Origin of the sequence: Tamlana sp. 2_MG-2023, from assembly GCF_030548465.1 — a bacterium.
Taxonomy (GTDB): Bacteria; Bacteroidota; Bacteroidia; order Flavobacteriales; family Flavobacteriaceae; genus Pseudotamlana.
Window position 1 is genome coordinate 1 of record NZ_JAUOSF010000007.1, and the last position, 21,381, is coordinate 21,381.

At 34.6% G+C, this 21,381-nt stretch carries 18 protein-coding genes and 2 tRNA genes; 9 read left to right on the plus strand and 11 right to left on the minus strand.

What is annotated here, in order from left to right; genetic code table 11:
- Positions 1–319 precede the first annotated feature (319 nt).
- The 3 genes from Q4566_RS12320 to mutS all read right to left on the minus strand — a co-directional run bounded on the left by Q4566_RS12320 (position 320) and on the right by mutS (position 3,213).
- A tRNA-Leu gene (locus Q4566_RS12320) sits at positions 320–403 on the minus strand.
- Positions 404–430: 27 nt separating this feature from the next.
- Positions 431–502: transfer RNA gene (locus tag Q4566_RS12325), tRNA-Gly, on the minus strand.
- 98 nt (positions 503–600) lie between these two features.
- Complete coding sequence (mutS, locus tag Q4566_RS12330) at positions 601–3,213, minus strand: DNA mismatch repair protein MutS (protein WP_303421586.1); 2,613 nt, start codon at positions 3,211–3,213, stop codon at positions 601–603.
- A 208-nt stretch (positions 3,214–3,421) separates the two neighbouring features.
- Between mutS and Q4566_RS12335 the strand changes: the two genes are divergently transcribed.
- Both Q4566_RS12335 and Q4566_RS12340 read left to right on the plus strand, forming a co-directional pair.
- Positions 3,422–3,958, plus strand: coding sequence for an RNA methyltransferase (locus Q4566_RS12335; RefSeq protein WP_303421588.1), 537 nt, complete (start codon positions 3,422–3,424; stop codon positions 3,956–3,958).
- A 3-nt stretch (positions 3,959–3,961) separates the two neighbouring features.
- Positions 3,962–4,621, plus strand: coding sequence for a class I SAM-dependent methyltransferase (locus Q4566_RS12340; RefSeq protein WP_303421590.1), 660 nt, complete (start codon positions 3,962–3,964; stop codon positions 4,619–4,621).
- 159 nt (positions 4,622–4,780) lie between these two features.
- On the opposite strand, the gene folK is transcribed toward Q4566_RS12340, so the two are convergent.
- A complete protein-coding gene (folK, locus tag Q4566_RS12345) occupies positions 4,781–5,911 on the minus strand; it encodes a 2-amino-4-hydroxy-6-hydroxymethyldihydropteridine diphosphokinase (protein ID WP_303421592.1) in 1,131 nt (376 codons plus the stop codon).
- Between the two features lie 70 nt (positions 5,912–5,981).
- Between folK and Q4566_RS12350 the strand changes: the two genes are divergently transcribed.
- From Q4566_RS12350 to rpsU, 4 genes are all read left to right on the plus strand, one after another.
- A complete protein-coding gene (locus Q4566_RS12350; protein WP_303421594.1) occupies positions 5,982–6,686 on the plus strand; it encodes a queuosine precursor transporter in 705 nt (234 codons plus the stop codon).
- Between the two features lie 107 nt (positions 6,687–6,793).
- Positions 6,794–9,463, plus strand: a complete 2,670-nt coding sequence (locus tag Q4566_RS12355) for an AsmA family protein (protein ID WP_303421596.1) — start codon at positions 6,794–6,796, stop codon at positions 9,461–9,463.
- Positions 9,464–9,651: 188 nt separating this feature from the next.
- Positions 9,652–10,515, plus strand: coding sequence for an RNA polymerase sigma factor RpoD/SigA (locus tag Q4566_RS12360; protein WP_303421598.1), 864 nt, complete (start codon positions 9,652–9,654; stop codon positions 10,513–10,515).
- Positions 10,516–10,554: 39 nt separating this feature from the next.
- Positions 10,555–10,749: a 30S ribosomal protein S21 gene (gene rpsU / locus Q4566_RS12365; protein ID WP_216067376.1), complete on the plus strand. Its 195-nt coding sequence runs from the start codon at positions 10,555–10,557 to the stop codon at positions 10,747–10,749.
- A gap of 65 nt (positions 10,750–10,814) precedes the next feature.
- On the opposite strand, the gene Q4566_RS12370 is transcribed toward rpsU, so the two are convergent.
- Entirely contained in the window at positions 10,815–11,612 is a 798-nt protein-coding gene (locus Q4566_RS12370) for a DUF2797 domain-containing protein (RefSeq protein WP_303421600.1), read from the minus strand.
- A gap of 42 nt (positions 11,613–11,654) precedes the next feature.
- Here Q4566_RS12370 and Q4566_RS12375 point away from each other — a divergent pair, with 42 nt between their 5' ends.
- Together Q4566_RS12375 and Q4566_RS12380 are read left to right on the plus strand one after the other, a co-directional pair.
- Positions 11,655–13,169 carry a GH3 auxin-responsive promoter family protein gene (locus tag Q4566_RS12375; protein WP_303421602.1) on the plus strand — a complete coding sequence of 505 codons (1,515 nt, stop codon included), beginning with the start codon at positions 11,655–11,657 and terminating at the stop codon, positions 13,167–13,169.
- Between the two features lie 130 nt (positions 13,170–13,299).
- Positions 13,300–14,880 (plus strand): OmpA family protein, encoded by a 1,581-nt coding sequence (locus Q4566_RS12380; protein WP_303421604.1) that lies wholly within the window; start codon positions 13,300–13,302, stop codon positions 14,878–14,880.
- 89 nt (positions 14,881–14,969) lie between these two features.
- Here the strand turns inward: Q4566_RS12380 and clpX are convergent, their stop codons facing one another.
- From clpX to Q4566_RS12410, 6 genes are all read right to left on the minus strand, one after another.
- Positions 14,970–16,202: an ATP-dependent Clp protease ATP-binding subunit ClpX gene (gene clpX / locus Q4566_RS12385; protein WP_303421606.1), complete on the minus strand. Its 1,233-nt coding sequence runs from the start codon at positions 16,200–16,202 to the stop codon at positions 14,970–14,972.
- A 75-nt stretch (positions 16,203–16,277) separates the two neighbouring features.
- Positions 16,278–16,952 (minus strand): ATP-dependent Clp endopeptidase proteolytic subunit ClpP, encoded by a 675-nt coding sequence (gene clpP / locus Q4566_RS12390; protein WP_216067370.1) that lies wholly within the window; start codon positions 16,950–16,952, stop codon positions 16,278–16,280.
- 142 nt (positions 16,953–17,094) lie between these two features.
- The gene (gene tig / locus Q4566_RS12395) at positions 17,095–18,423 is read right to left on the minus strand and encodes a trigger factor (protein ID WP_303421610.1); all 1,329 of its coding nucleotides are present in this window, start codon (positions 18,421–18,423) and stop codon (positions 17,095–17,097) included.
- Between the two features lie 203 nt (positions 18,424–18,626).
- On the minus strand, positions 18,627–18,968 hold the full coding sequence (locus Q4566_RS12400) for a phage holin family protein (RefSeq protein WP_303421612.1): 342 nt from the start codon (positions 18,966–18,968) through the stop codon (positions 18,627–18,629).
- Between the two features lie 27 nt (positions 18,969–18,995).
- The gene (locus tag Q4566_RS12405; protein ID WP_303421615.1) at positions 18,996–19,757 is read right to left on the minus strand and encodes an alpha/beta fold hydrolase; all 762 of its coding nucleotides are present in this window, start codon (positions 19,755–19,757) and stop codon (positions 18,996–18,998) included.
- Positions 19,758–19,916: 159 nt separating this feature from the next.
- Complete coding sequence (locus Q4566_RS12410) at positions 19,917–20,630, minus strand: pyridoxine 5'-phosphate synthase (RefSeq protein WP_303421617.1); 714 nt, start codon at positions 20,628–20,630, stop codon at positions 19,917–19,919.
- Positions 20,631–20,718: 88 nt separating this feature from the next.
- Here Q4566_RS12410 and Q4566_RS12415 point away from each other — a divergent pair, with 88 nt between their 5' ends.
- Positions 20,719–21,378 (plus strand): acetoin utilization protein acuB, encoded by a 660-nt coding sequence (locus tag Q4566_RS12415; protein ID WP_303421619.1) that lies wholly within the window; start codon positions 20,719–20,721, stop codon positions 21,376–21,378.
- The last annotated feature ends 3 nt before the right edge of the window (positions 21,379–21,381 follow it).

A 21,381-nucleotide genomic window follows, 5' to 3' on the forward strand; every position in this document is an offset into this window, starting at 1 on the left:
AGGTGTGAAAAACGTAGAATTCTTTCTTTTTAGATTAACTACAATTTTTGCATAAACACAACTTTTAGGAATGATCCGTTTGAAGTACCATACCGACCTTTTTTTGACAAAAAGAAGTTATTTTGGTTATTTACTGCTTTCTCTTCTAATACTTTAACACAGAGTTCCGCTGAGATTACACGGAGACTCACAGAGTTGTTTTGACACGAATTTTTACGCTTACAGGATAACTAAAAGAGGGTATTTTTAAATGGTTGGCAAGAACGAGCTATAAAATAAAAAAACCTCCTGAAAATCAAACGATTAACAGGAGGTTTAGTACTGAAGACGGGACTTGAACCCGTACGTCCTAATGGACATTGGATTTTAAGTCCAACGTGTCTACCAATTCCACCACTTCAGCATTGGTATATTTTTAAGAAAGTTTCAGAGCGAAAGACGGGATTTGAACCCGCGACCCCCACCTTGGCAAGGTGATGCTCTACCCCTGAGCTACTTTCGCAGTCATTTTAATGAACGTGCAACATTGCTATTGCGGGTGCAAATTTAATACTTTTATGTAAATACCAAAGCCTTTTTTAAAATTTTTTCAATTTATTTTTAGGCTTGCTTTTTCTTCACGAGCATACGTTTGATTTCATTCAGTTTCATAAGCGCTTCTACCGGTGTAAGTGTATCAATATCAGTATGTAAAATTTCCTCCTTAATATTTTCTAATAAAGGGTCGTCTAAATTGAAAAAACTGAGCTGCATATCATCTTCTATCGATTTTACCTTATCGGTGAGTTCTTCGCTAGAATGTGACTTTTCCAACTTCTTTAAAATTTTATTGGCACGATGTAAAACCTGTTGCGGCATTCCTGCCATTTTAGCCACATGAATACCAAAACTATGCTCACTACCACCTTCTACAAGCTTTCTTAAGAAAAGCACGTTATCTTTTAATTCCTTAACCGATACATTAAAGTTTTTTATGCGTCCGAAGGTTTCACACATTTCATTCAACTCATGATAATGCGTAGCGAAAAGGGTTTTTGGTTTTGCAGGATGTTCATGCAAATATTCGCTAATGGCCCAAGCGATAGAAATCCCATCATAAGTACTGGTACCACGGCCAATTTCATCAAGAAGCACCAAACTACGATCGGAGATATTATTCAAAATCGAAGCTGTTTCATTCATTTCAACCATAAAGGTGGATTCACCCATAGAAATATTATCGCTAGCTCCTACTCTTGTAAAAATCTTATCTACCAACCCTATTTTAGCTTCTTTTGCTGGCACAAAACTGCCTATTTGCGCTAACAACACAATTAAAGCGGTTTGCCTTAATATTGCCGATTTACCAGACATATTAGGCCCGGTAATCATAATAATTTGCTGCGACTCACGATCTAAGAACACATTGTTCGCGATATAAGCCTCACCTAAAGGCAATTGCTTTTCAATAACGGGGTGACGCCCATCTTTGATATCTAAATCATGAGATTCATCAATTATTGGGTAAATATAATGGTTATCTTTTGCCAATTGTGAAAAGCCGCATAAACAATCCAATTGCCCGACGAGGTAGGCATTTTGTTGAACTGGCTTAATATACTGATTCATCCATGTAACCAAATCTGCAAACAGTTGCTGCTCGATGGCTTGAATACGATCTTCGGCACCTAAAATTTTGGCTTCATATTCTTTAAGTTCTTCAGTAATGTAACGTTCGGCATTGACTAAGGTTTGCTTTCTAATCCATTCTTCAGGCACTTTATCTTTATGTGTATTTCGAACTTCAATATAATAGCCAAACACATTGTTTGAGGCAATTTTAAGCGATGTAATTCCTGTGCGCTCACTTTCACGCTCCAACATATTATCTAGATAATCTTTCCCTGATTTAGACAAACCACGTAACTCATCTAATTCGGCGGAAAAACCTACCGCAATACTATTCCCTTTCAATACATTTACGGGTGCATCTTCATTTAAGGTCGTCTTTATTTTATCACGTAGAACATCGCAACTTTGAAGCGTATCTCCAATAATTTTCAAAGAATCATTGTCACAATTGGAAGCCATTTCTTTTATTGGCACAATAGCTTCTAAAGAATTTTTAAGCTGAATAACCTCTCGCGGATTTACTTTCCCTGTAGCTATTTTTGAAATTAAGCGTTCCAAATCGCCAATTTGCTTGATGTGATTTTGAATTTTCTGAAGCACAGATTCTTCCGCAGATAAATAACTCACCACTTCATGGCGCTGTTTTATCTTCTCAATATTCTTTAAAGGCAATGCTAACCAACGCTTTAGCAACCTTCCGCCCATAGGCGAAATCGTCTTATCAATCACATTTAATAAGGTAACTGCGTTGTTATTGGTTGAGTTATAAAGCTCTAAATTCCGAATGGTAAAGCGATCCATCCACACGTAATCGTCTTCAGCGATACGCGAAACCGAAGTAATATGCTGCAGTTTATGATGTTGGGTTTCTCCTAAATAATGTAGAATTGACCCCGAAGCGATAATGCCTTCGTACAAATCTTCAATTCCAAAACCCTTAAGCGTTTTGGTATCAAAATGTTTTATAAGTGTTTCGTAAGCATAATCGGTTTGATACACCCAATCTTCTAAATAAAACGTATGAAAATCGTCGCCAAAGGTGTTATTAAACAGACTGCGCTTTTGTTTGGAGACTAGAACTTCACTCGGACTAAAATTCTGAAGTAATTTATCAATGTATTCGGCATTTCCCTGTGAGGTTAAAAACTCTCCTGTAGAAATATCTAAAAATGAAATACCGATGTTCTTTTTATCAAAATAAACCGAACATAAAAAGTTGTTCGATTTAGACACTAAAACCTCATCATTAAGAGCAACACCTGGCGTCACCAATTCGGTCACTCCACGTTTTACTATATTTTTGGTTTGTTTCGGGTCTTCTAACTGGTCGCAAATCGCGACACGCTCACCGGCCTTTACCAGTTTTGGTAAATACGTATTTAGCGAATGATGCGGAAACCCGGCCAATTCAATTTCACTCTCACTCCCTGCACCACGTTTGGTTAAAATAATTCCTAAAATACCTGCTGTTTTTACGGCATCAGACCCGAAGGTTTCATAGAAATCTCCCACCCGAAACAACAATAAAGCATCTGGATACTTTGCCTTTATAGCATTGTATTGTTTCATTAACGGCGTTTCTTTTTTAGTTTTTTTCGTCATAATGCTGTTTTCATTCCCTTAGAAATTCACCCAAGGTCATGTTGTTTTTAAGTCTTATTTTTGCGGAAATTGCAAGATTGCTAATGTAGCGTTATTTTGATTTTTTATAAAATCATGACCTTACAAGTTATTTACAATTAAAAATAGATTTCAACAAAGATACAGGCTTGAACATAGCAGCACTTATCTTTTCATTAAAATGAAAACCATGCGTAAATTAAAAAATAGCGAATTAGACCGATTGACTGTAAACGACTTTAAAACTGCCGAAAAAACCCCAATCATAATCGTTTTGGACAACATAAGAAGCTTGAATAACATTGGTTCTGTTTTTAGAACAAGTGATGCTTTTTTAATTGAAAAAATTTACCTCTGTGGCATTACGGCCACACCACCTCACAAAGATATTCACAAAACAGCTTTAGGAAGCACCGATACGGTAGACTGGGAACACGTTGAAAACACAATGGATTTAGTTGAAAAACTTAAAGCTGATGGTGTAAAAATATGCGCCGTTGAACAAGCTGAAAACGCGACCATGCTCAATGATTTTAAAGTTGAAAAAAACACCACTTACGCACTTGTTTTCGGAAATGAAGTTAAAGGCGTTGCTCAAAATGTAGTTTCAGTAAGCGATACGGTTATTGAAATCCCGCAATACGGCACCAAGCATTCTTTAAATATTTCGGTGAGTTGTGGTGTTGTGGTTTGGGATTTGTTTAGTAAACTCAGTGCTAAGTCTTAATAAGTGACTAAAAAAACAAAACAACCTTGGCCAACCAAAGCGGTCATGGACCAAATCTACGACTTGAACCTTTGGGGCGGCAAGGAACATGATTTTTATTCTGGAGACGGCTCGCATAATCCTGAAATCATCAACCCGTATTTAGAGGCTGTTTCTGCATTCTTAAAAACCAAAAATAATACGCTCACGGTTTGTGATTTAGGCTGTGGTGATTTCAATATTGGCAAGCAACTGCTCCCCTTTTCAAAAAAGTATATTGCTATTGATATTGTTGAAAAACTTATTGACAGAAACGAAAGTCTTTATAAATCTGATAAGCTCGAATTTCACTGTTTAGATATCGCCAAAGATCCTTGGCCAAAAGCAGACTGTATCATTTTACGCCAAGTTTTGCAGCATTTATCAAACAAAGAAATACTACAAGTGCTTGAAAAAATTAAGGCTTACCAATACGTTATTCTAACGGAACACATCCCGGGAGGTGACTTCATCCCGAATAAAGACATCATTTCTGGACAAGGCATCAGGCTGAAACAAAATAGCGGGGTTAATCTTCTAGAAGCGCCATTCTTTTTGAAAATTAAATCTGAAATCTTATTAACCGAACACTTCCCTGAACAACACAAAGGACGTATTGTAACGAAATTATATACGCTTTTTTAAGACTTTTGATAAAGACAAGTAGTTACCTATAAATTTAAAAAGTAAATTTATAGTAGAATGTCAAATCGAGCGCAGTCGAGATTCTTTTTTTTATGAATGCATCGCTCTCGACTGCACTCGAGCTGACAACAGTGCTTTATTGAATGTTCTATTTTTAAATTAACACGAAGCAATTTGCTCCAAAACCCACAAATAATCGGCGCGGTTTCCAACAAAATCACGGTTAGAAACATCAATAATTTTGACATTAAAATCCGTTTGTGTTTTTAAGAACTCTAGATAACCGGCGTTGATTTTCTCCAAATAATCATTCTGAATATTTTGCTCGTAATCACGTCCGCGTTTTTTAATATTTTGCTGAAGTCTTTCTGTATTTTGATGTAAATACACGTATAAATCGGGTTTTCGCAACTCTTTATACATTAAGTAGAATAACTTACGATACAGGTTAAACTCATCTTCCGCTAGGGTGATTTTTGAAAAAATAAGCGATTTAAACACATCGTAATCGCTGACTATAAAATCTTTAAACAAATCTAACTGCGATAAGTCATCTGAAATTTGCTGATACCGATCGGCTAAAAAAGACATTTCTAAAGTAAAGGCATAACGATGTGCATCTTCGTAAAACTTAGGCAAAAACGGATTATCAGCATAGCGTTCTAATACAAGCTTGGCATTAAAATCTTCAGATATTTTTGTGGCTAAACTGGTTTTCCCAGAGCCAATATTACCTTCAATAGCCAGGTAATTGTATTTTGAAAGTTCAAACTTCTTACTTGGATTCTCTAAGCGCATCTCCAACGCTTCCAAAACAGAATCGTCTGGGCAAGCCTCTAACAACTCCGCAATTTTTGTCTTCAAAACAGGGTGTTCCTCATGAGCGGCTATATCATTTAATGGTAAGAGTACAAACTTTCGTTTCGCCATTTCAGGATGTGGCAGCTGCAAGGTTTCGGTGCTAATAATTTCAGCTTCAGCTAAAACAATATCCAAGTCAATCACTCGGGCTTCATAACCACTTTTTTGAGTTCTTACACGGCCTAAATCAATTTCAATTTTCAGCAGTAATTCTAAAACTTCTTGGGGTTCTAAAACACTTTTTAAAGCCAAACAGCAGTTTAAAAAATCGTCACTTTCAAAACCAAAAGCAGGCGATTTATACACTTTAGAAATACAAACCACATACCCAATCTGCTCATAAATGGCTTGAATGGCGGCTTGTAAATTTTTAAATTTATCACCTTTATTGCTTCCTAAAGCAATATAATATGTCATTGATTTTTGCATAAGAGCGGCAAAATAACTAAAACAATTTTTAATACTTTATATTTACAACACGTATTTATCCACAATCACTATGTCTTTAAGAGATAAACTTGCCGCACAACGTATTTATTTGCTTTTGGGTGGATTGTTTATAACGTCGTTAGTGGTTTCAAACTTAATCTTTCAAAAGTTTTTTTATTGGCACCCTATAGATATTGAAATTTTTGGTAGCAAACTTTTTGAAATTTCAGTTGGTGTACTGCCCTATCCCATCACCTTTTTAATAACCGATTTAATTAGCGAAATCTATGGTAAAAAGCGCGCTAATGATGTGGTGGTCGTTGGTATTTTTGCCTCGCTTTTTTCTCTTTTAATTATTCATGTTTCGAGTTTAGTGCCTGCTACACCTTGGTCTTACGTTGATGATACCATGTTTAATACTGTTTTTGGAAACACATCAATCGCCGTTTTTTCGAGCATGATTACTTATTTATTCGCTCAGTTTATTGATATTCAAATTTATCATTTCTGGAAACGCCTAACTTTTGGCAAACATCTATGGCTTCGCAATAATTTTTCGACCTGGTTTTCACAGTTTATAGACACGTTTACTATCGTGTTTTTACTGTGTTCTTTCGGAATTATTGAATGGGAAAATTTTAAAGGCCTCGTGCTTAGCGGTTTTTTATTTAAAGTTCTTATTGCCGCATGCGACACCCCGTTTTTATACCTGGGTGTTTTTCTGTTTAGAAAACGTTTCCGTTTAAAAGTAAATCAAGAAATAGACTTACTCTAAGGATTGCTTCAAAATGAAATGAGTTAATATTTAACGGTTATCAGCGTATGTGCTTTTCGCAAAACAACTAACTTTGTTCTCCCTAACCCAACATCAGATCTTTATTTATGAAGAAAATTCTAAAAATTGCTGGAATCATCCTAATTACTATAATTATCGCATTAATAGCGATTCCGTTTATTTTTCAAGGCCGCATTCAAGAGCTTGTAAAACAAACTATTAACAAGAACATCAATGCTCATGTAGAGTTTAGCGATGTTGACCTCAGCTTTATAAGGAATTTCCCTGAAGCAGGGATTAGTGTTACCGATTTGGTAATCACAAATTTTGAACCTTTTAAGGACGAAACTTTAGCCATTGCTAAAACCATTTCCTTTACCATGTCGGTTAAAGAGGTGTTTAAAAGTGCCGACGAAGCCATGGTAATAAACTCCATTTATATTGATGAAGCGCTTATCACTTTAAAAACCGATAAATTCGGAAATAGCAACTACGATATTGCAAAAGAATCAGAAGATGTTAACGCTTCCGCGGAAGAACAACCTAGTAATTTTGCCTTCAGCATTAAAGATTATCAAATCAAGAATAGTGCTTTCACTTATATTGACGAACTATCAAATACTACGGCTCATATTTCTGAATTCAATCATGAAGGCCACGGCACATTTACTTCCGAAGTTTCAGAACTAGATACTGAAACTGCATTAAATCTTAGCGTAACTATAGATAGCACCAATTATTTAAACAATAACCCCATAAAGTTAGATGCCTTAATTGGCGTTGATTTAAATAACAACAAATACACTTTCAAGGAAAATAAAGCGCAAATCAATCAGCTACCTATTCATTTTGATGGTTTTGTTCAGCTCCTTGATGAAGGTCAAAACATTGATATTACCTTTGAAAATCCGGAATCTGATTTCAAAAATTTCTTAGCGCTTATCCCTGAAACTTACTCTAAAAGCATTGAAAACGTTGAAACCACTGGTGATTTTATCGTAAAAGGTATGGTAAAAGGACAACTTACCGAAACCACAATCCCTACTTTTGATGTAAGCATCACATCTAACGACGCTTCTTTTAAATATCCAGACCTACCTAAAGCTGTAAAACATATTAGCATCCATACACTTATCAAGAATACTACTGGAAATGCAGATGATACTTATGTTGACATCAATAGGCTTGATTTTCAAATTGACCAAGATGTGTTTAAAGCTTCAGCACACTTAAAAAATCTAACCCAAAATATGTTAGTTGATGCCAATATCAATGGGGTTTTAAATCTAGCCAACATCAGTAAAGCCTACCCTGTAGATTTAGATCAAAATCTCAGTGGTATTTTAAAAGCTAAAGTGAATACAGCTTTCGATATGAATGCGATTGACACCAATGCCTATGAACGCATAAAAAGCAATGGCTCTGTAGATCTTACTGGTTTTGAAATGACTTCGGAAGACTTTGTAAAACCCATACAAATTTCACAAGCGAATTTAACCTTTAATCCAGGTACGGTATCTTTAAATCAATTTAAAGCAAAAACAGGCGAAACCGATTTAAACGCTACCGGAACAATTAACAACCTATTAGGTTTTGTATTTAGCGACCAAACTTTAAAAGGTAATTTTGATTTAAATTCTTATCTTTTTAAGGTGAATGATTTTATGTCTGAAACCCAAGAAGAAACAGAACAATCTACTGAAACTACAACGACTACCGAGGCTATAAAAATTCCAGCATTTTTAGATTGTACCATAAATGCTAAAGCGAATATGGTCGTTTACGACAATTTAAATTTAGAAGATGTTACAGGTACTCTAATTATAAAAGATGAACAAGTGACTCTTCAAAACGTGAGCTCACGTATATTTAACGGAAAGCTTGGTCTTTCTGGTAACGTATCTACAAAAACAGAAGTACCTAGTTTTAATATGGCTTTAGATGCCGATAGTTTTGATATCGCACAATCGTTTAAAGACCTTGAGTTACTTAGAAGTTTAGCCCCAATAGCGCAAATTTTTCAAGGAAAACTAAATACGAATATTAACATCTCAGGAGATTTAAACAATAATTTTACGCCAAAGCTAAACAGTCTTACTGGTCAAGCTTTAGCTGAATTACTTTCCACTCAAATTAATAAAGATGAAAACGGGTTAATAAGCAAGCTTGATAACGCTGTAGATTTTATAGATTTTGAAGATATTAATATCAATGATATAAAAACCAAACTAGAATTTGCGAATGGAAAAGTTAGTGTTTCACCTTTCGATTTAAATTATAAGGACATTGATATTACAGTTACCGGTGCACACGGTTTCGATAAAACCATTGATTACAGTGCCGTTTTTAACGTTCCTGCCAAGTATTTAGGAAGTGATATAAACCGCTTGATTGGTAAAATTGACGATTCTAAGGTAGATAATATGTCTATTCCAATTACAGCAAACATCACTGGTAGTTATACGAGTCCGAATGTAAAAACCGATTTAACAAGTGCTGCTAAAAACTTAAGCAATCAGCTTTTAGAAATTCAGAAAGAAAAATTACTTAATCAAGGTAAAGATGAAATCAACAATTTAATTGGTGATGTTATTGGCGGAAATAAAACCAAATCAGACTCCTTAAAGCAAGACCAAAGTAAACACGTTGAAGATGTTTTAAATGGCCTTATAGGTTCTAAAGAAAATACAGATACCACCTCAAATAAGACTAATGACTCTAAAAAAGTGATTAAAAATGTGTTAGACGGTTTCTTAGGCGGAAAGAAAAAAGAGTAAGTCAATTCAAAATAAGCTTAGTCTCCCTCTTTTAAAAGATTCAAAAAATACAAAAACCCTTCAAATTGATCAAAAATCAGTCACTTTTGTTCACTTTGAAGGGTTTTTCATAGCAATAAACGGATTTATTAGGTTTTTCGCCACAAAAAGCTTATGTTAAAGGTTCGACATAATCTTAAAACATCTACATGAGGCAATTAAAAATTACAAAGCAAGTTACCAACCGCGAGTCCAAATCTTTAGACAAATACCTTCAAGACATTAGTAAAATACCGTTAATCACCGCCGAAGAGGAGGTTGAATTAGCGCAAAAGATCAAAAAAGGGGACCAAAAAGCTCTAGATACACTCACAACTGCTAATTTACGTTTTGTAGTTTCAGTCTCAAAACAATATCAAAATCAAGGCTTAACTTTGCCCGATTTAATCAACGAAGGCAACGCTGGCCTGGTAAAAGCGGCGAAACGGTTTGACGAAACTAGAGGTTTTAAATTCATCTCTTATGCCGTTTGGTGGATTAGACAAGCAATTCTTCAAGCTTTAGCACAACAATCTCGAATAGTTAGATTACCTTTGAACAAAATTGGTTCTATTAATAAAATTAATAAAGCTTATTCATTTTTAGAACAAACCCATGAAAGAGCGCCTAGCGCTCAAGAGATTGCTACAACACTTGACCTTACCGTTAGTGATGTAAAGCAATCTATGAAAGTTTCTGGAAGACACGTATCCATGGATGCACCGTTGAAAGAAGGCGAAACTTTTAGTTTATATGATGTGGTTAAAGGGAATGAAGGTCATGCACCCGATTCCGATTTAATTAAAGAATCATTAAACGCTGAAGTAAATCGTGCTTTAGAAACGCTTTCAGATAAAGAGGCTCAAGTTATTAGATACTATTATGGTATTAGCGTAAAACAGCCTAAAAGCCTCGAAGAAATTGGAGATGCTTTTGGAATAACAAGAGAACGAGTAAGACAAATAAAAGAGCGCGGCATTCGTAGATTACGTCACGCTTCAAAAAGCAGAGTACTAAGAACTTATTTAGGGTAAAACCTAAATATTAAAATTATAATTTATTAAATACGAGTCATGTTAAAAATCATTGTAAAAGACGGCGAAAACATAGAGCGTGCCTTAAAACGCTACAAAAGAAAACACAGAAATATTAAAGTAATGCAAAACTTAAGAGACGGACAGTTTTTTACAAAACCATCTGTAAAAAGACGTCGTCAAGTTCAAAAAGCAGCTTATATTCAAGGTTTAAGAGATCAAGAAGATATATAAATCTTCACTCTAAAATTTATATTAAAACCCATTTATAATTTATTTTATAAGTGGGTTTTTAAGTTTTATTGAATTACAGAAATATTAACCACCAAACCTTCGTTAGCACGAACATTAAAAACAGTATCATCTTCAAAAATGAGATACTGACCTTTAATACCTACCAACTTTCCTGAATACTGGAGTTCTTTTTTAATATTTAAACTCTTTGGCTTCTCTGGGTATTGATGCACAGGAAAATCCAAATGCGTTTCCGAATTGTTCTGGATGAAATAATCTTTAGCTTCCGCAGGAATATAATCTGACAAACGTTCACGCCATTCTACTAAGTTTTCATCATCAATATCATTTTTTAGCATTTTACGCCAGTTGGTTTTATCAGCCACATGAGCTTTTAACGCCACCTCGGTAATACCTGCCAAATAACGATTAGGCACCTCTACAATTTCTATCGCTTCGTGTGCCCCTTGATCAATCCAACGGGTTGGCACTTGTGTTTTTCTAGTTACGCCAACCTTCACATTACTAGAATTCGCCAAGTATACAATATGTGGCTTGAGTTGCACGGCCTTTTCGTATTCTAAATCGCGATCTTCTTTACCCAAATGGGCCGTACTCAATTCAGGATGCATGATCCAATCGGCAGCCTGTGGCACCTCAAAAAAACACTGTTTATCAAAACCTTGTCTATAAATGGGCTTATCCATCCCACAGTTTAAACATTGGTATTTAACAAACTGGATGTTGATGTTTTTGTCCAACAATTGGTTCATATTCAAAAAGTCATTTTCGAACACTAAATAATATTGTATCGGACTAGAAAATTCCGTCTCCATTTTTGTCAAAACACCTTGGTAGGTCATAAAAAAAAGTATTATTTTTAAAGCTTAAAGATAAAATAAATTATGTCAATACCCATAGTTAATTCCATTGCATCTTGGTTTTTAAAAAAGCGTTTTCACCAAATAGAATTGTTTTTAAAATACCCAAATGAAGTACAAAACGAATTGCTATTAAATTTAATTGAATATGCCAAAGACACCGAAATTGGTAAAGAACATGATTTTGCATCTATAAAAAACTACAGAACTTTTGCCGAGCGTGTTCCCATAAAAAATTATGACGGTTGGCAAAATGTGATTGAACGCTCAAGACAAGGCGAAGGCAATATTTTTTGGCCAACTCCAATAAAATGGTTTGCTAAATCTAGCGGAACCACCAGAGCCAAAAGTAAATTTATTCCCGTAAGCGAAGAATCTCTTGAAGACTGCCATTACGCAGCTAGCAAGGACTTATTGTGCATGTATTTAAACAATAATGAAGACGCTCAATTATTCACAGGAAAAAGTTTACGCTTAGGCGGAAGCAAACAATTGTACAAAGAAAACGGTACGGCTTACGGAGATTTGTCTGCTATACTTATAGATAATATGCCCTTCTGGGCTGAATTTAGTAGCACACCAAGCAACAAAGTATCTCTAATGAGCGATTGGGAATACAAAATGCAAGCCATAGTTGATGAAACTAGAAACGAAAATGTAACGAGCCTGGCTGGGGTTCCTTCATGGATGCTTGTTTTGTTAAATAATGTTTTAGAAACCACAGGGAAGAAAAACTTACATGAGGTCTGGCCAAATCTGGAAGTGTATTTTCATGGCGGGGTAAGCTTTACACCCTATACAGATCAATACAAAAACATCCTCCCAAATAAAAATTTCAAATACTACGAAATATACAATGCTTCAGAAGGTTTCTTTGCCATTCAAGACCAAAACAATTCGAAAGATCTCTTATTAATGCTTGATTACGGAATTTTCTATGAATTCATTCCAATGAATATCTATGCGACTTCCGAAGAAAAGGCCATTCCGCTTAGCGAAGTTGAATTGCATCAAAATTACGCCGTAATCATCACGACAAACGCTGGATTATGGCGCTATAAAATTGGCGATACCGTAAGATTTACTTCTTTAAGCCCTTACCGTATTAGAGTCTCTGGACGCACAAAACACCACATTAATGTGTTTGGGGAAGAACTGATTATTGAAAACGCCGAAAACGCCCTAAAAACCGTTTGCAACCAAACAAATTCTGAAATTGTAGAATACACAGCAGCACCTATTTTTATGCAAGGCAAGGAAAAAGGCGCTCACGAATGGCTGATCGAGTTTAAATCACCTCCTAGCGATATGAACACTTTTAATGATTTATTTGATGACGCACTGAAATCATTAAATTCAGATTACGAGGCCAAGCGCTACAACAACATGACATTAAACAGACCTACCATACATATTGCTCGAAAAAATCTTTTTTATGATTGGCTTAAGCAAAATAATAAATTAGGAGGACAACATAAAATACCGAGACTTTCAAATACAAGAGAGTATATAGATGAACTTTTAACTCTAAACACATAGATATTGTAAATAAATACTTATAAATATTTCCGTATAACGATTTATGTCACAGTTAATCTATAGCATATTAATTTCACACCATACTACTATATCTTTACGGGGAACCAACGATTAACTTAACCCTTTTAATATGAAAACGAAACTTTGTTTTCTGGTATTTCTTGTTACTAATATAGTTATAAGTCAAGATACAACGATTAATTCTGCCCAGAGCTCATCACCATCACCTCCTACCAGTATTGGTGAAAACGGCTTTAATTTTGAAATTACACCAACTTTTGAGAACACCGAATTTTCTGAAATTGGCTCTGGATTCTTTAAAGAGAAATTTATTATGGTGTCCTCAAAAAAAATAGGTGGATTATCTAAAATTGATCATAAAACCGGTGAAGCTTACAAAGACTTATACTGTTTAGATATCAATGCCGAAGACGGACTAATAAGTAGACCTCTTTCTTATTCAAGAATTTTAAACACCCATTTTAGTGAAGATCAAATCACATTCTCTAAAAATGAAAATACTGTATACTACACCCGTAGTTCTCATGAAAACTCTTTAGAATTCAAGCTCTACAAAGCAGATTTAGAAGAAAACTCTAACGGGAACTGGATAAACGAATTGGCTTTAAGTGTTAATCAGCCTAATGTGTCCATTGAAACGCCTTTTACAAATCGTGCTGGAGATAAATTATTCTTTTCAGCCAATTACCCTGATAGCCATGGAGGGTTTGACCTATATGTTTCAGACATCAACCCTGACGGCACCCTAGGAACACCTAAGAATCTAGGCAACATTATAAATACATCAAAAGACGAAAAATACCCAGCACTTTCCATGGAAGAAAAGTACTTATTCTTTGCCTCTAAAGGCCATAATAATTTAGGTGGGTATGACATTTTTAGAAGTAAAATTTCTAACAGCGGCATCAAACAACCAAGAAACCTTGGCACTACAATTAACACCCCTAAAGATGATATCGCTTTCTTTCTGGCCACTAAAGAGCAAGGCTATGTATCATCAAACAAATCAGGTGGAATTGGCAGCTATGATGTCTATATTGTTACTAACCATGATGTGTTACAATCACTTAAAGGATCAGTATCAGATTTAGAAACGAACATAAAATTACCAAATGCCGAATTAATCTTGTTTGATGATGACGGAGTAGAAATTGCTAGAACATTATCTAACGAAGTAGGTGCGTTTGAATTTACCGTAACACCTTTTGAAGAATACACTATTAGCACCAGTAAATCGGGCTTTGTAACAAGTACAGAACCTTTCGTAGCAAACCATAAGGAAGATAAATACAAATATGCAAAAGAAGTTAAGCTTCAACCTACCGTGCCAGTTATCGTAGATTCAAAAATTGTTTTAGAAAACATTTATTTTGATTTCAATAAATGGAATATCAAAGAAGAATCGTTTGTGACTTTAAATAAAGTTGTTAAGATTTTAAACAATAATCCGGAGATGAAATTAGATATTCAGGGCCACACCGATAACAGAGGTAGCGCCAGTTACAACCTGTTATTATCTAAAAGACGTGCAGCCTCTACAGTGAAATACCTGATAGAACATGACATTGCAGCAAATCGCTTAAAATCTGAAGGATTTGGAGAAACAAAACCACTAATTAATTGTAACACCAACTGTTCTGAGGAAGAACATCACACCAATAGACGTATCGAATTTTTAATCGTGAAATAAACATAAAAACACAATCACGATAATTCTTAAACATAAAAAAACCACACGAAAACGTGTGGTTTTTTTTTAAATATAATTAAACTTTAAGATTAAGAAACCGCTTTTAGTTTCTTTAAAGTTGTTTTGGTTAATTTCTCTTCGGCGTAAGCCTTAGTAACATTTAACTTCTTCTCCTTACTAGAAGGTAATTCAAACATGGCATCGGTTAAAATCTCCTCACAAAGAGAACGTAAACCACGAGCTCCCAATTTATACTCAATTGCTTTACCTACAATAAAATCTAATGCACCATCAGTAATAGTAAAGTCTATATCATCCATGGTAAACAACTTCTTGTATTGCTTTATAATGGCATTTTTAGGCTCTGTAAGGATAGCTCTTAAGGTTTCAGCATCAAGAGGATCCATATAAGTTAAAACAGGCAAACGACCGATAATTTCAGGGATTAAACCAAAATCTTTTAAATCCTTCGGAATAATATATTGTAATAAGTGATCTTGATCTACAACATCATCAGACATTGATGCGCTATAACCAACGGCTTGCATATTTAAACGTTTAGAAATCACACGATCAATACCATCAAAAGCACCACCAGCAATAAATAAAATATTTTCGGTGTTTACTTCAATAAATTTTTGATCTGGGTGTTTTCTTCCGCCTTTTGGTGGTACATTAACAACCGTTCCTTCTAAAAGCTTTAAAAGTGCTTGTTGCACCCCTTCCCCAGAAACATCACGTGTAATAGACGGGTTATCACTTTTTCTAGCGATCTTATCTATTTCATCTATAAAAACGATGCCTTTTTCAGCATTCTCTAAATTATAATCTGCCGCTTGTAATAAGCGTGTTAGGATACTTTCAACATCTTCTCCTACATAACCAGCTTCCGTTAAAACAGTAGCATCAACAATAGCTAATGGTACGTTTAACATTTTCGCGATGGTTTTAGCCATTAAAGTTTTACCGGTTCCGGTTTGTCCCACCATCATGATGTTACTTTTCTGGATTTCGATATCATCCTTTGTAGCTGGCTGTAATAGTCTTTTGTAATGATTGTAAACGGCAACTGACATTACTTTTTTCGTAACATTCTGACCAATAATATATTCATCTAAGAAATCCTTAATTTGCTGAGGCTTTCTTAATTTTAATTCTGCAGATAGATCACTACTATCACTTTGCTTAGATTCTTCCAAAACAATACCATGCGCTTGTTCGATACATCTATCACAGATATGTGCATCAAGACCAGCTATTAACAAGTTTGTTTCAGGCTTTTTTCTACCACAAAATGAACATTCTAATTCTTCTTTCGCCATTTAATCTAAATATTTAAGAGATCAAATTATCATAAATCCCTCTATAACAATTCTTTAAAATTACAAATTTTTTATTTAATTACGAGCTAATATCTCATCAATCATACCGTATTCCTTAGCCTTGTCAGCCTTCATCCAGTAATCACGATCACTATCTTCATAAACTTTGTCGTAATCCTGACCAGAATGCTTACTAATTATTTTGTAAAGCTCTTCTTTTAAAGTAATGATTTCTCTTGCTGTAATTTCAATATCACTCGCTTGACCTTGTGCTCCACCTAAAGGTTGATGTATCATAACACGAGAATGAGTTAACCCACTACGTTTTCCTTTTTCTCCTGCACATAACAATACCGCGCCCATAGAAGCCGCCATTCCTGTACAAATTGTAGCAACATCTGGCTTAATAAACTGCATGGTATCATAAATACCTAATCCTGCATAAACACTTCCTCCTGGAGAATTAATATAAATTTGAATGTCTTTATTTGCGTCTGTACTTTCTAAAAACAACAACTGCGCTTGTACAATGTTAGCCACTTGATCGTTAATTCCTGTTCCTAAAAAGATAATTCTATCCATCATTAAACGCGAGAACACATCAAAAACAGCAATATTCATTTGGCGTTCTTCAATAATATTTGGAGTCAAGCTTTGAGGATACATGCTACTTATTATTTTGTTATAATATGTGCTGCTAATCCCTTGATCTTTTATCGCGAATTTTTCAAATTCCTTTGCGTAATCCATAGTTTTCCTTCTTATTGTTTTATTATACTATTGACTTACAGCAAACTACACTGAAAGCCTTTAAAAAAACGATTTTATGTTAATGCAAAATCGCTTAAACCTTCCGGTTTAAGCGATTAAAGATAAGCATTTATTCTTTTACTTATTTATCACCATAAACTTCTTTAACAAAGTTTTCGTAACTCAATTCTTTAACCTTAAGGTTTGCTTTTTCTTTATAAACGGACAATAATTTTTGACTAATTAATTGTTCTGAAATACGACGCGCCTCATCTTGGTTACCTAAAACACGAGCAGCAATATCATCTAACTCTTTATCAGAAGGGTTCATTTGACCAAATTGAGCCATTTGCCCTTTAATCATTTCTTTAGCGTGATTTTTAATATCGTCCATAGTTACTTGAACGTCATTATCGGTAATCAACTTTCCTTCAATTAATTGGTAACGTAAACCTTTTTCAGATTTTTCATACTCTTCTTTAGCTTGATCTGCATCAATTTCCTTTTCACCTGCAGTTTGCATCCATTTCGTTAAAAACTCTGCTGGTAAATCGAATTTTGTGTTTTCTACTAAATATTCAGTTACGTCGTTTAATAATTTTTGATCGGCTTGTTGCACGAATTGCTTTTCAGCATCTTCTTTAATTTTAGCTTTTAATTCTGAAACTGATTTTACTTCACCTTCACCAAAAAGTTTATCAAATAATTCTTGATCTAAATCTGCTAACTCACGGGCGTTAATTTCAGTAATTGTAAAATTTACTTCAATATCTAAACCATGAATATCGTCATGACTTAATTTTAAAGCATGCATTAATTCGTGATCATCGTCGTAAAGACCTTTTGTTTTTAATGTAATAACATCACCAACTTTAGCGCCAACAAATTGTTTAGCAGTGGCTTTTCCTTTAAATTTATCTAAAGTTAAAGTTACTGTGTTATCAATTTCTTTTTCTTCGTTAGTGAATGCTCCTGTGATTTCACTGTCTTTTTCAACAGCATCTTGAGGCACTAATTTCCCGTATTGTTTTTGAATACGTTCAATTTGCTCATCAATCATTTTATCATCAGCAACGATATTATATTGTGTGATGGCTTTTTTACTTTTTAACTCTACATCAAATTCTGGTGCAAGACCTAATTCGAATTCAAATGAAAAACCTTCAGCATCCCAATCAATTTCTTCTTGAGTTCTTGGTAATGGTTGCCCAAGTACGTCTAATTTTTCCTCGGTTAAATATTTGTTTAAAGCTTCTTGTAATAACTTGTTAACTTCATCAACTAAAACAGCTTTTCCGTACTGTTTTTTAACCATGCCCATTGGAACATGACCTTTTCTAAAACCTGGAATGTTTGCTGTTTTACGGTAATCGGTTAAGATTTTCTCTACTTTATCGCTATAATCTTCCTTAGCGATATCCACTTTAACAACAGCATTTAATGCATCAACGTTTTCTCTTGTAATATTCATTTTAAATGATATAAAGCCTTAAATCAGGCATTTAACAATAAGGTTTCTTCTAAAAACCTAAAAAATATAAATCCCTACTTTTCTGGGAAAGCCAATTTCAATTGAACTATAAAATTCATTTTTAGTCACTAAAATTGGGATGCAAAAATAATATATTTTTACATCCTATGCAAAGTTTTTAAAGGCTTGATTTTTAGTATGCTTTAATCGTCATTTAGAAGTGAATGCAGGATAGATTCTAGAATCGCTAATAGAACACTAAAAAGAATAGCAGTCCAAAAACCATCTACCTCAAAACCTGTTATGAGATTACTTGCAATTAAAATAATAAAAGCATTAATCACCAACAAGAACAAGCCTAGGGTTAGAACCGTTATTGGCAATGTGAATACAACTAATAAGGGTTTAACAAAAATATTAAGTACCGCTAAAATTACAGCTACGATAAGCGCAGTCATATAGGTATCAACTTGGACACCAGGTAAAATATTAGCTAAAACAACCACACCTAGTGCGGTAAGCAACAAGTTTAAAAATAATTTCATGATTTTAAAGTTTTTATGATTCTAAATTTACACAAAAGCCATCACCTCTGCATAAAAATCTTCTGGATTTTCTGCATGCAACCAATGTCCTGCATTAGAAATGGTTTTAATTCGCGCTGTTGGAAAATGCGTTTTGATAATACTTTCATCGCCAACACCAATATATTCTGAACGGTCTCCTCGTAAAAACAAGGTGTCTTTGTTAAAGGTAGCATGGCTTGGCAGGGCCTCGCCAACTTCAGCAACTTCGTTGTGTAGCACCTCTATATTTATACGTAAACCAAGTTGTCCTTTTTCAACCCAATACAGGTTTTTAAGCAAAAACTGACGGGTACCCAAATCTGATACATATTCACTTAGAATTTTATCCACTTGTCCTCTACTCTTAACCTCATCAAATTTAATCGCGCTTAAGCCGTTCAAAATCGCATCGTGATGTACTGGATAAAATCTTGGAGAAATATCGGCAACAATTAATTTAGAAACGAGTTCTGGGTATAAAGTTGAAAACAACATAGCCGTTTTTCCGCCCATCGAATGCCCGAGTAACACTATATCTTCCAAATTATGGTGGTCGCAATAGGCTTTTAAATCTTCAGCAAGTACTTCGTAACTAAAAGCATCATCGTGAAAACTACGTCCGTGATTACGCTGATCTACTAAATGCACTTCATATCCGGCCTCACTAAACTGTACACCTAAAGTTTTCCAGTTATCGCTCATACCTAAAAATCCGTGTAAAATAACAAATGGCTTTCCTTCTCCTAAAATAGTTGAATGTAATATCATTTTTTATGTCTTTATTTCCGCGAAAGCGAAAAACAATTTCAATTTCTTTTTTTATTTTTTGCCCGTCACCTTGAATTTAATTCAGGGTCTCATCGTCAATTATTGAGATGCAAAACTATTGAAATGCCAAATCAAGTTCGGCATGACGTAACGCACACCTTACTTCAGCTTATTCAAATACATTTGAATCACGTTCTCTACACCTAAATACAAACTTTCAGTAATTAAAGCATGCCCAATAGAAACCTCCAACAAGTTAGGAATTTCATCTTTAAAAAACTTAATATTTTCTAATGATAAATCGTGCCCTGCATTAAGACCTAATCCTAATTTACTAGCTAATTGTGCGCTTTCAATATAAGGTTGAATCGCGGCTTTATTCCCTAAGCTATACTGGTGCGCAAAGACCTCGGTGTATAATTCAATACGATCGGTTCCTGTTAATTTAGCGCCTTCAATTTGCTCCAAAACAGGGTCGACAAAAATAGAAGTACGTATCCCGTTATTTTTAAATTCCTTAATAACATCAACCAGAAAGTCTTTGTGTTTAATGGTATCCCAACCAGCATTACTAGTAATGGCATCTTCAGCATCTGGAACTAGTGTTACCTGAGTAGGTTTTACTTCCAACACTAATTTCAAGAAAGATTCTACAGGATTACCTTCAATATTATATTCGGTGTACACTTCTGGTTTTAAATCGCGGGCATCTTGATAACGAATATGTCTCTCATCTGGCCTTGGGTGAATGGTAATCCCTTCGGCACCAAAACGCTGTGCATCTTTTGCAAATTGCACGACGTTAGGCACATCGCCACCACGGGAATTTCTTAAGGTTGCGATCTTATTGATATTAACACTTAACTTTGTCATAAATACATTTTAAAAAACAAAAATACAAAGTAGAACAGCCTAACATACTTTTTTTTTGATTAATTTGCAGTCCAATTCAGCAGGAATCATGAAACTTTTAGAATTCATCATAAACGATATAAAACCGCTAAACATAAGCAGTAACGTGCGTGATTTGCAATTACTATTTAATCAGCTTACCTTTTCACACATACCTATTAAAGATGAAAACGGTATCTATTTAGGTACTTTTTCTGAAGCTGACGCCTATTGTTTTGAAAAAGAAAAACCTTTGGCTGAGTACAAATATTCATTGGAAAACTTTTTTGTTCGCGACACCACACTTTGGCTAGATGTTTTGGAGGTGTTTGCTACGAATTCCACGAATATCATGCCTGTACTTAATGAGAAAAACGACTATTTAGGATATTACGAGTTAAATGACATTATCAGTTTATTTAGTGAATCTCCATTTTTCACAGAGGCAGGAGGCGTTTTAGTCATTGAAAAAGGTACGAATGATTATTCCTTTAGTGAAGTAAGCCAAATAGTAGAATCTAATGGTGGAAAAATATTAGGGGCTTTTATTTCAAAAATGAATACCGATTTAACACAAGTTACTTTAAAAATTGGTCAAACAGGATTAACAGATATCATTCAAACTTTTAGAAGATACAGTTACAATATCGTGTCTGGACACGAAGAAGATGGCTATATTGAAAGCCTAAAAGAGCGTTCAGATTATTTAAAAAAATACTTAAATATTTAATAT

Coding starts and splice junctions, on each gene's coding strand:
- mutS (WP_303421586.1), bottom strand. CDS start 3,213: ATGACGAAAAAAACTAAAAAAGAAACGCCGTTAATGAAACAATACAAT.
- Q4566_RS12335 (WP_303421588.1), top strand. CDS start 3,422: ATGCGTAAATTAAAAAATAGCGAATTAGACCGATTGACTGTAAACGAC.
- folK (WP_303421592.1), bottom strand. CDS start 5,911: ATGCAAAAATCAATGACATATTATATTGCTTTAGGAAGCAATAAAGGT.
- Q4566_RS12350 (WP_303421594.1), top strand. CDS start 5,982: ATGTCTTTAAGAGATAAACTTGCCGCACAACGTATTTATTTGCTTTTG.
- Q4566_RS12355 (WP_303421596.1), top strand. CDS start 6,794: ATGAAGAAAATTCTAAAAATTGCTGGAATCATCCTAATTACTATAATT.
- Q4566_RS12360 (WP_303421598.1), top strand. CDS start 9,652: ATGAGGCAATTAAAAATTACAAAGCAAGTTACCAACCGCGAGTCCAAA.
- rpsU (WP_216067376.1), top strand. CDS start 10,555: ATGTTAAAAATCATTGTAAAAGACGGCGAAAACATAGAGCGTGCCTTA.
- Q4566_RS12370 (WP_303421600.1), bottom strand. CDS start 11,612: ATGACCTACCAAGGTGTTTTGACAAAAATGGAGACGGAATTTTCTAGT.
- Q4566_RS12375 (WP_303421602.1), top strand. CDS start 11,655: ATGTCAATACCCATAGTTAATTCCATTGCATCTTGGTTTTTAAAAAAG.
- Q4566_RS12380 (WP_303421604.1), top strand. CDS start 13,300: ATGAAAACGAAACTTTGTTTTCTGGTATTTCTTGTTACTAATATAGTT.
- clpX (WP_303421606.1), bottom strand. CDS start 16,202: ATGGCGAAAGAAGAATTAGAATGTTCATTTTGTGGTAGAAAAAAGCCT.
- clpP (WP_216067370.1), bottom strand. CDS start 16,952: ATGGATTACGCAAAGGAATTTGAAAAATTCGCGATAAAAGATCAAGGG.
- tig (WP_303421610.1), bottom strand. CDS start 18,423: ATGAATATTACAAGAGAAAACGTTGATGCATTAAATGCTGTTGTTAAA.
- Q4566_RS12400 (WP_303421612.1), bottom strand. CDS start 18,968: ATGAAATTATTTTTAAACTTGTTGCTTACCGCACTAGGTGTGGTTGTT.
- Q4566_RS12405 (WP_303421615.1), bottom strand. CDS start 19,757: ATGATATTACATTCAACTATTTTAGGAGAAGGAAAGCCATTTGTTATT.
- Q4566_RS12410 (WP_303421617.1), bottom strand. CDS start 20,630: ATGACAAAGTTAAGTGTTAATATCAATAAGATCGCAACCTTAAGAAAT.
- Q4566_RS12415 (WP_303421619.1), top strand. CDS start 20,719: ATGAAACTTTTAGAATTCATCATAAACGATATAAAACCGCTAAACATA.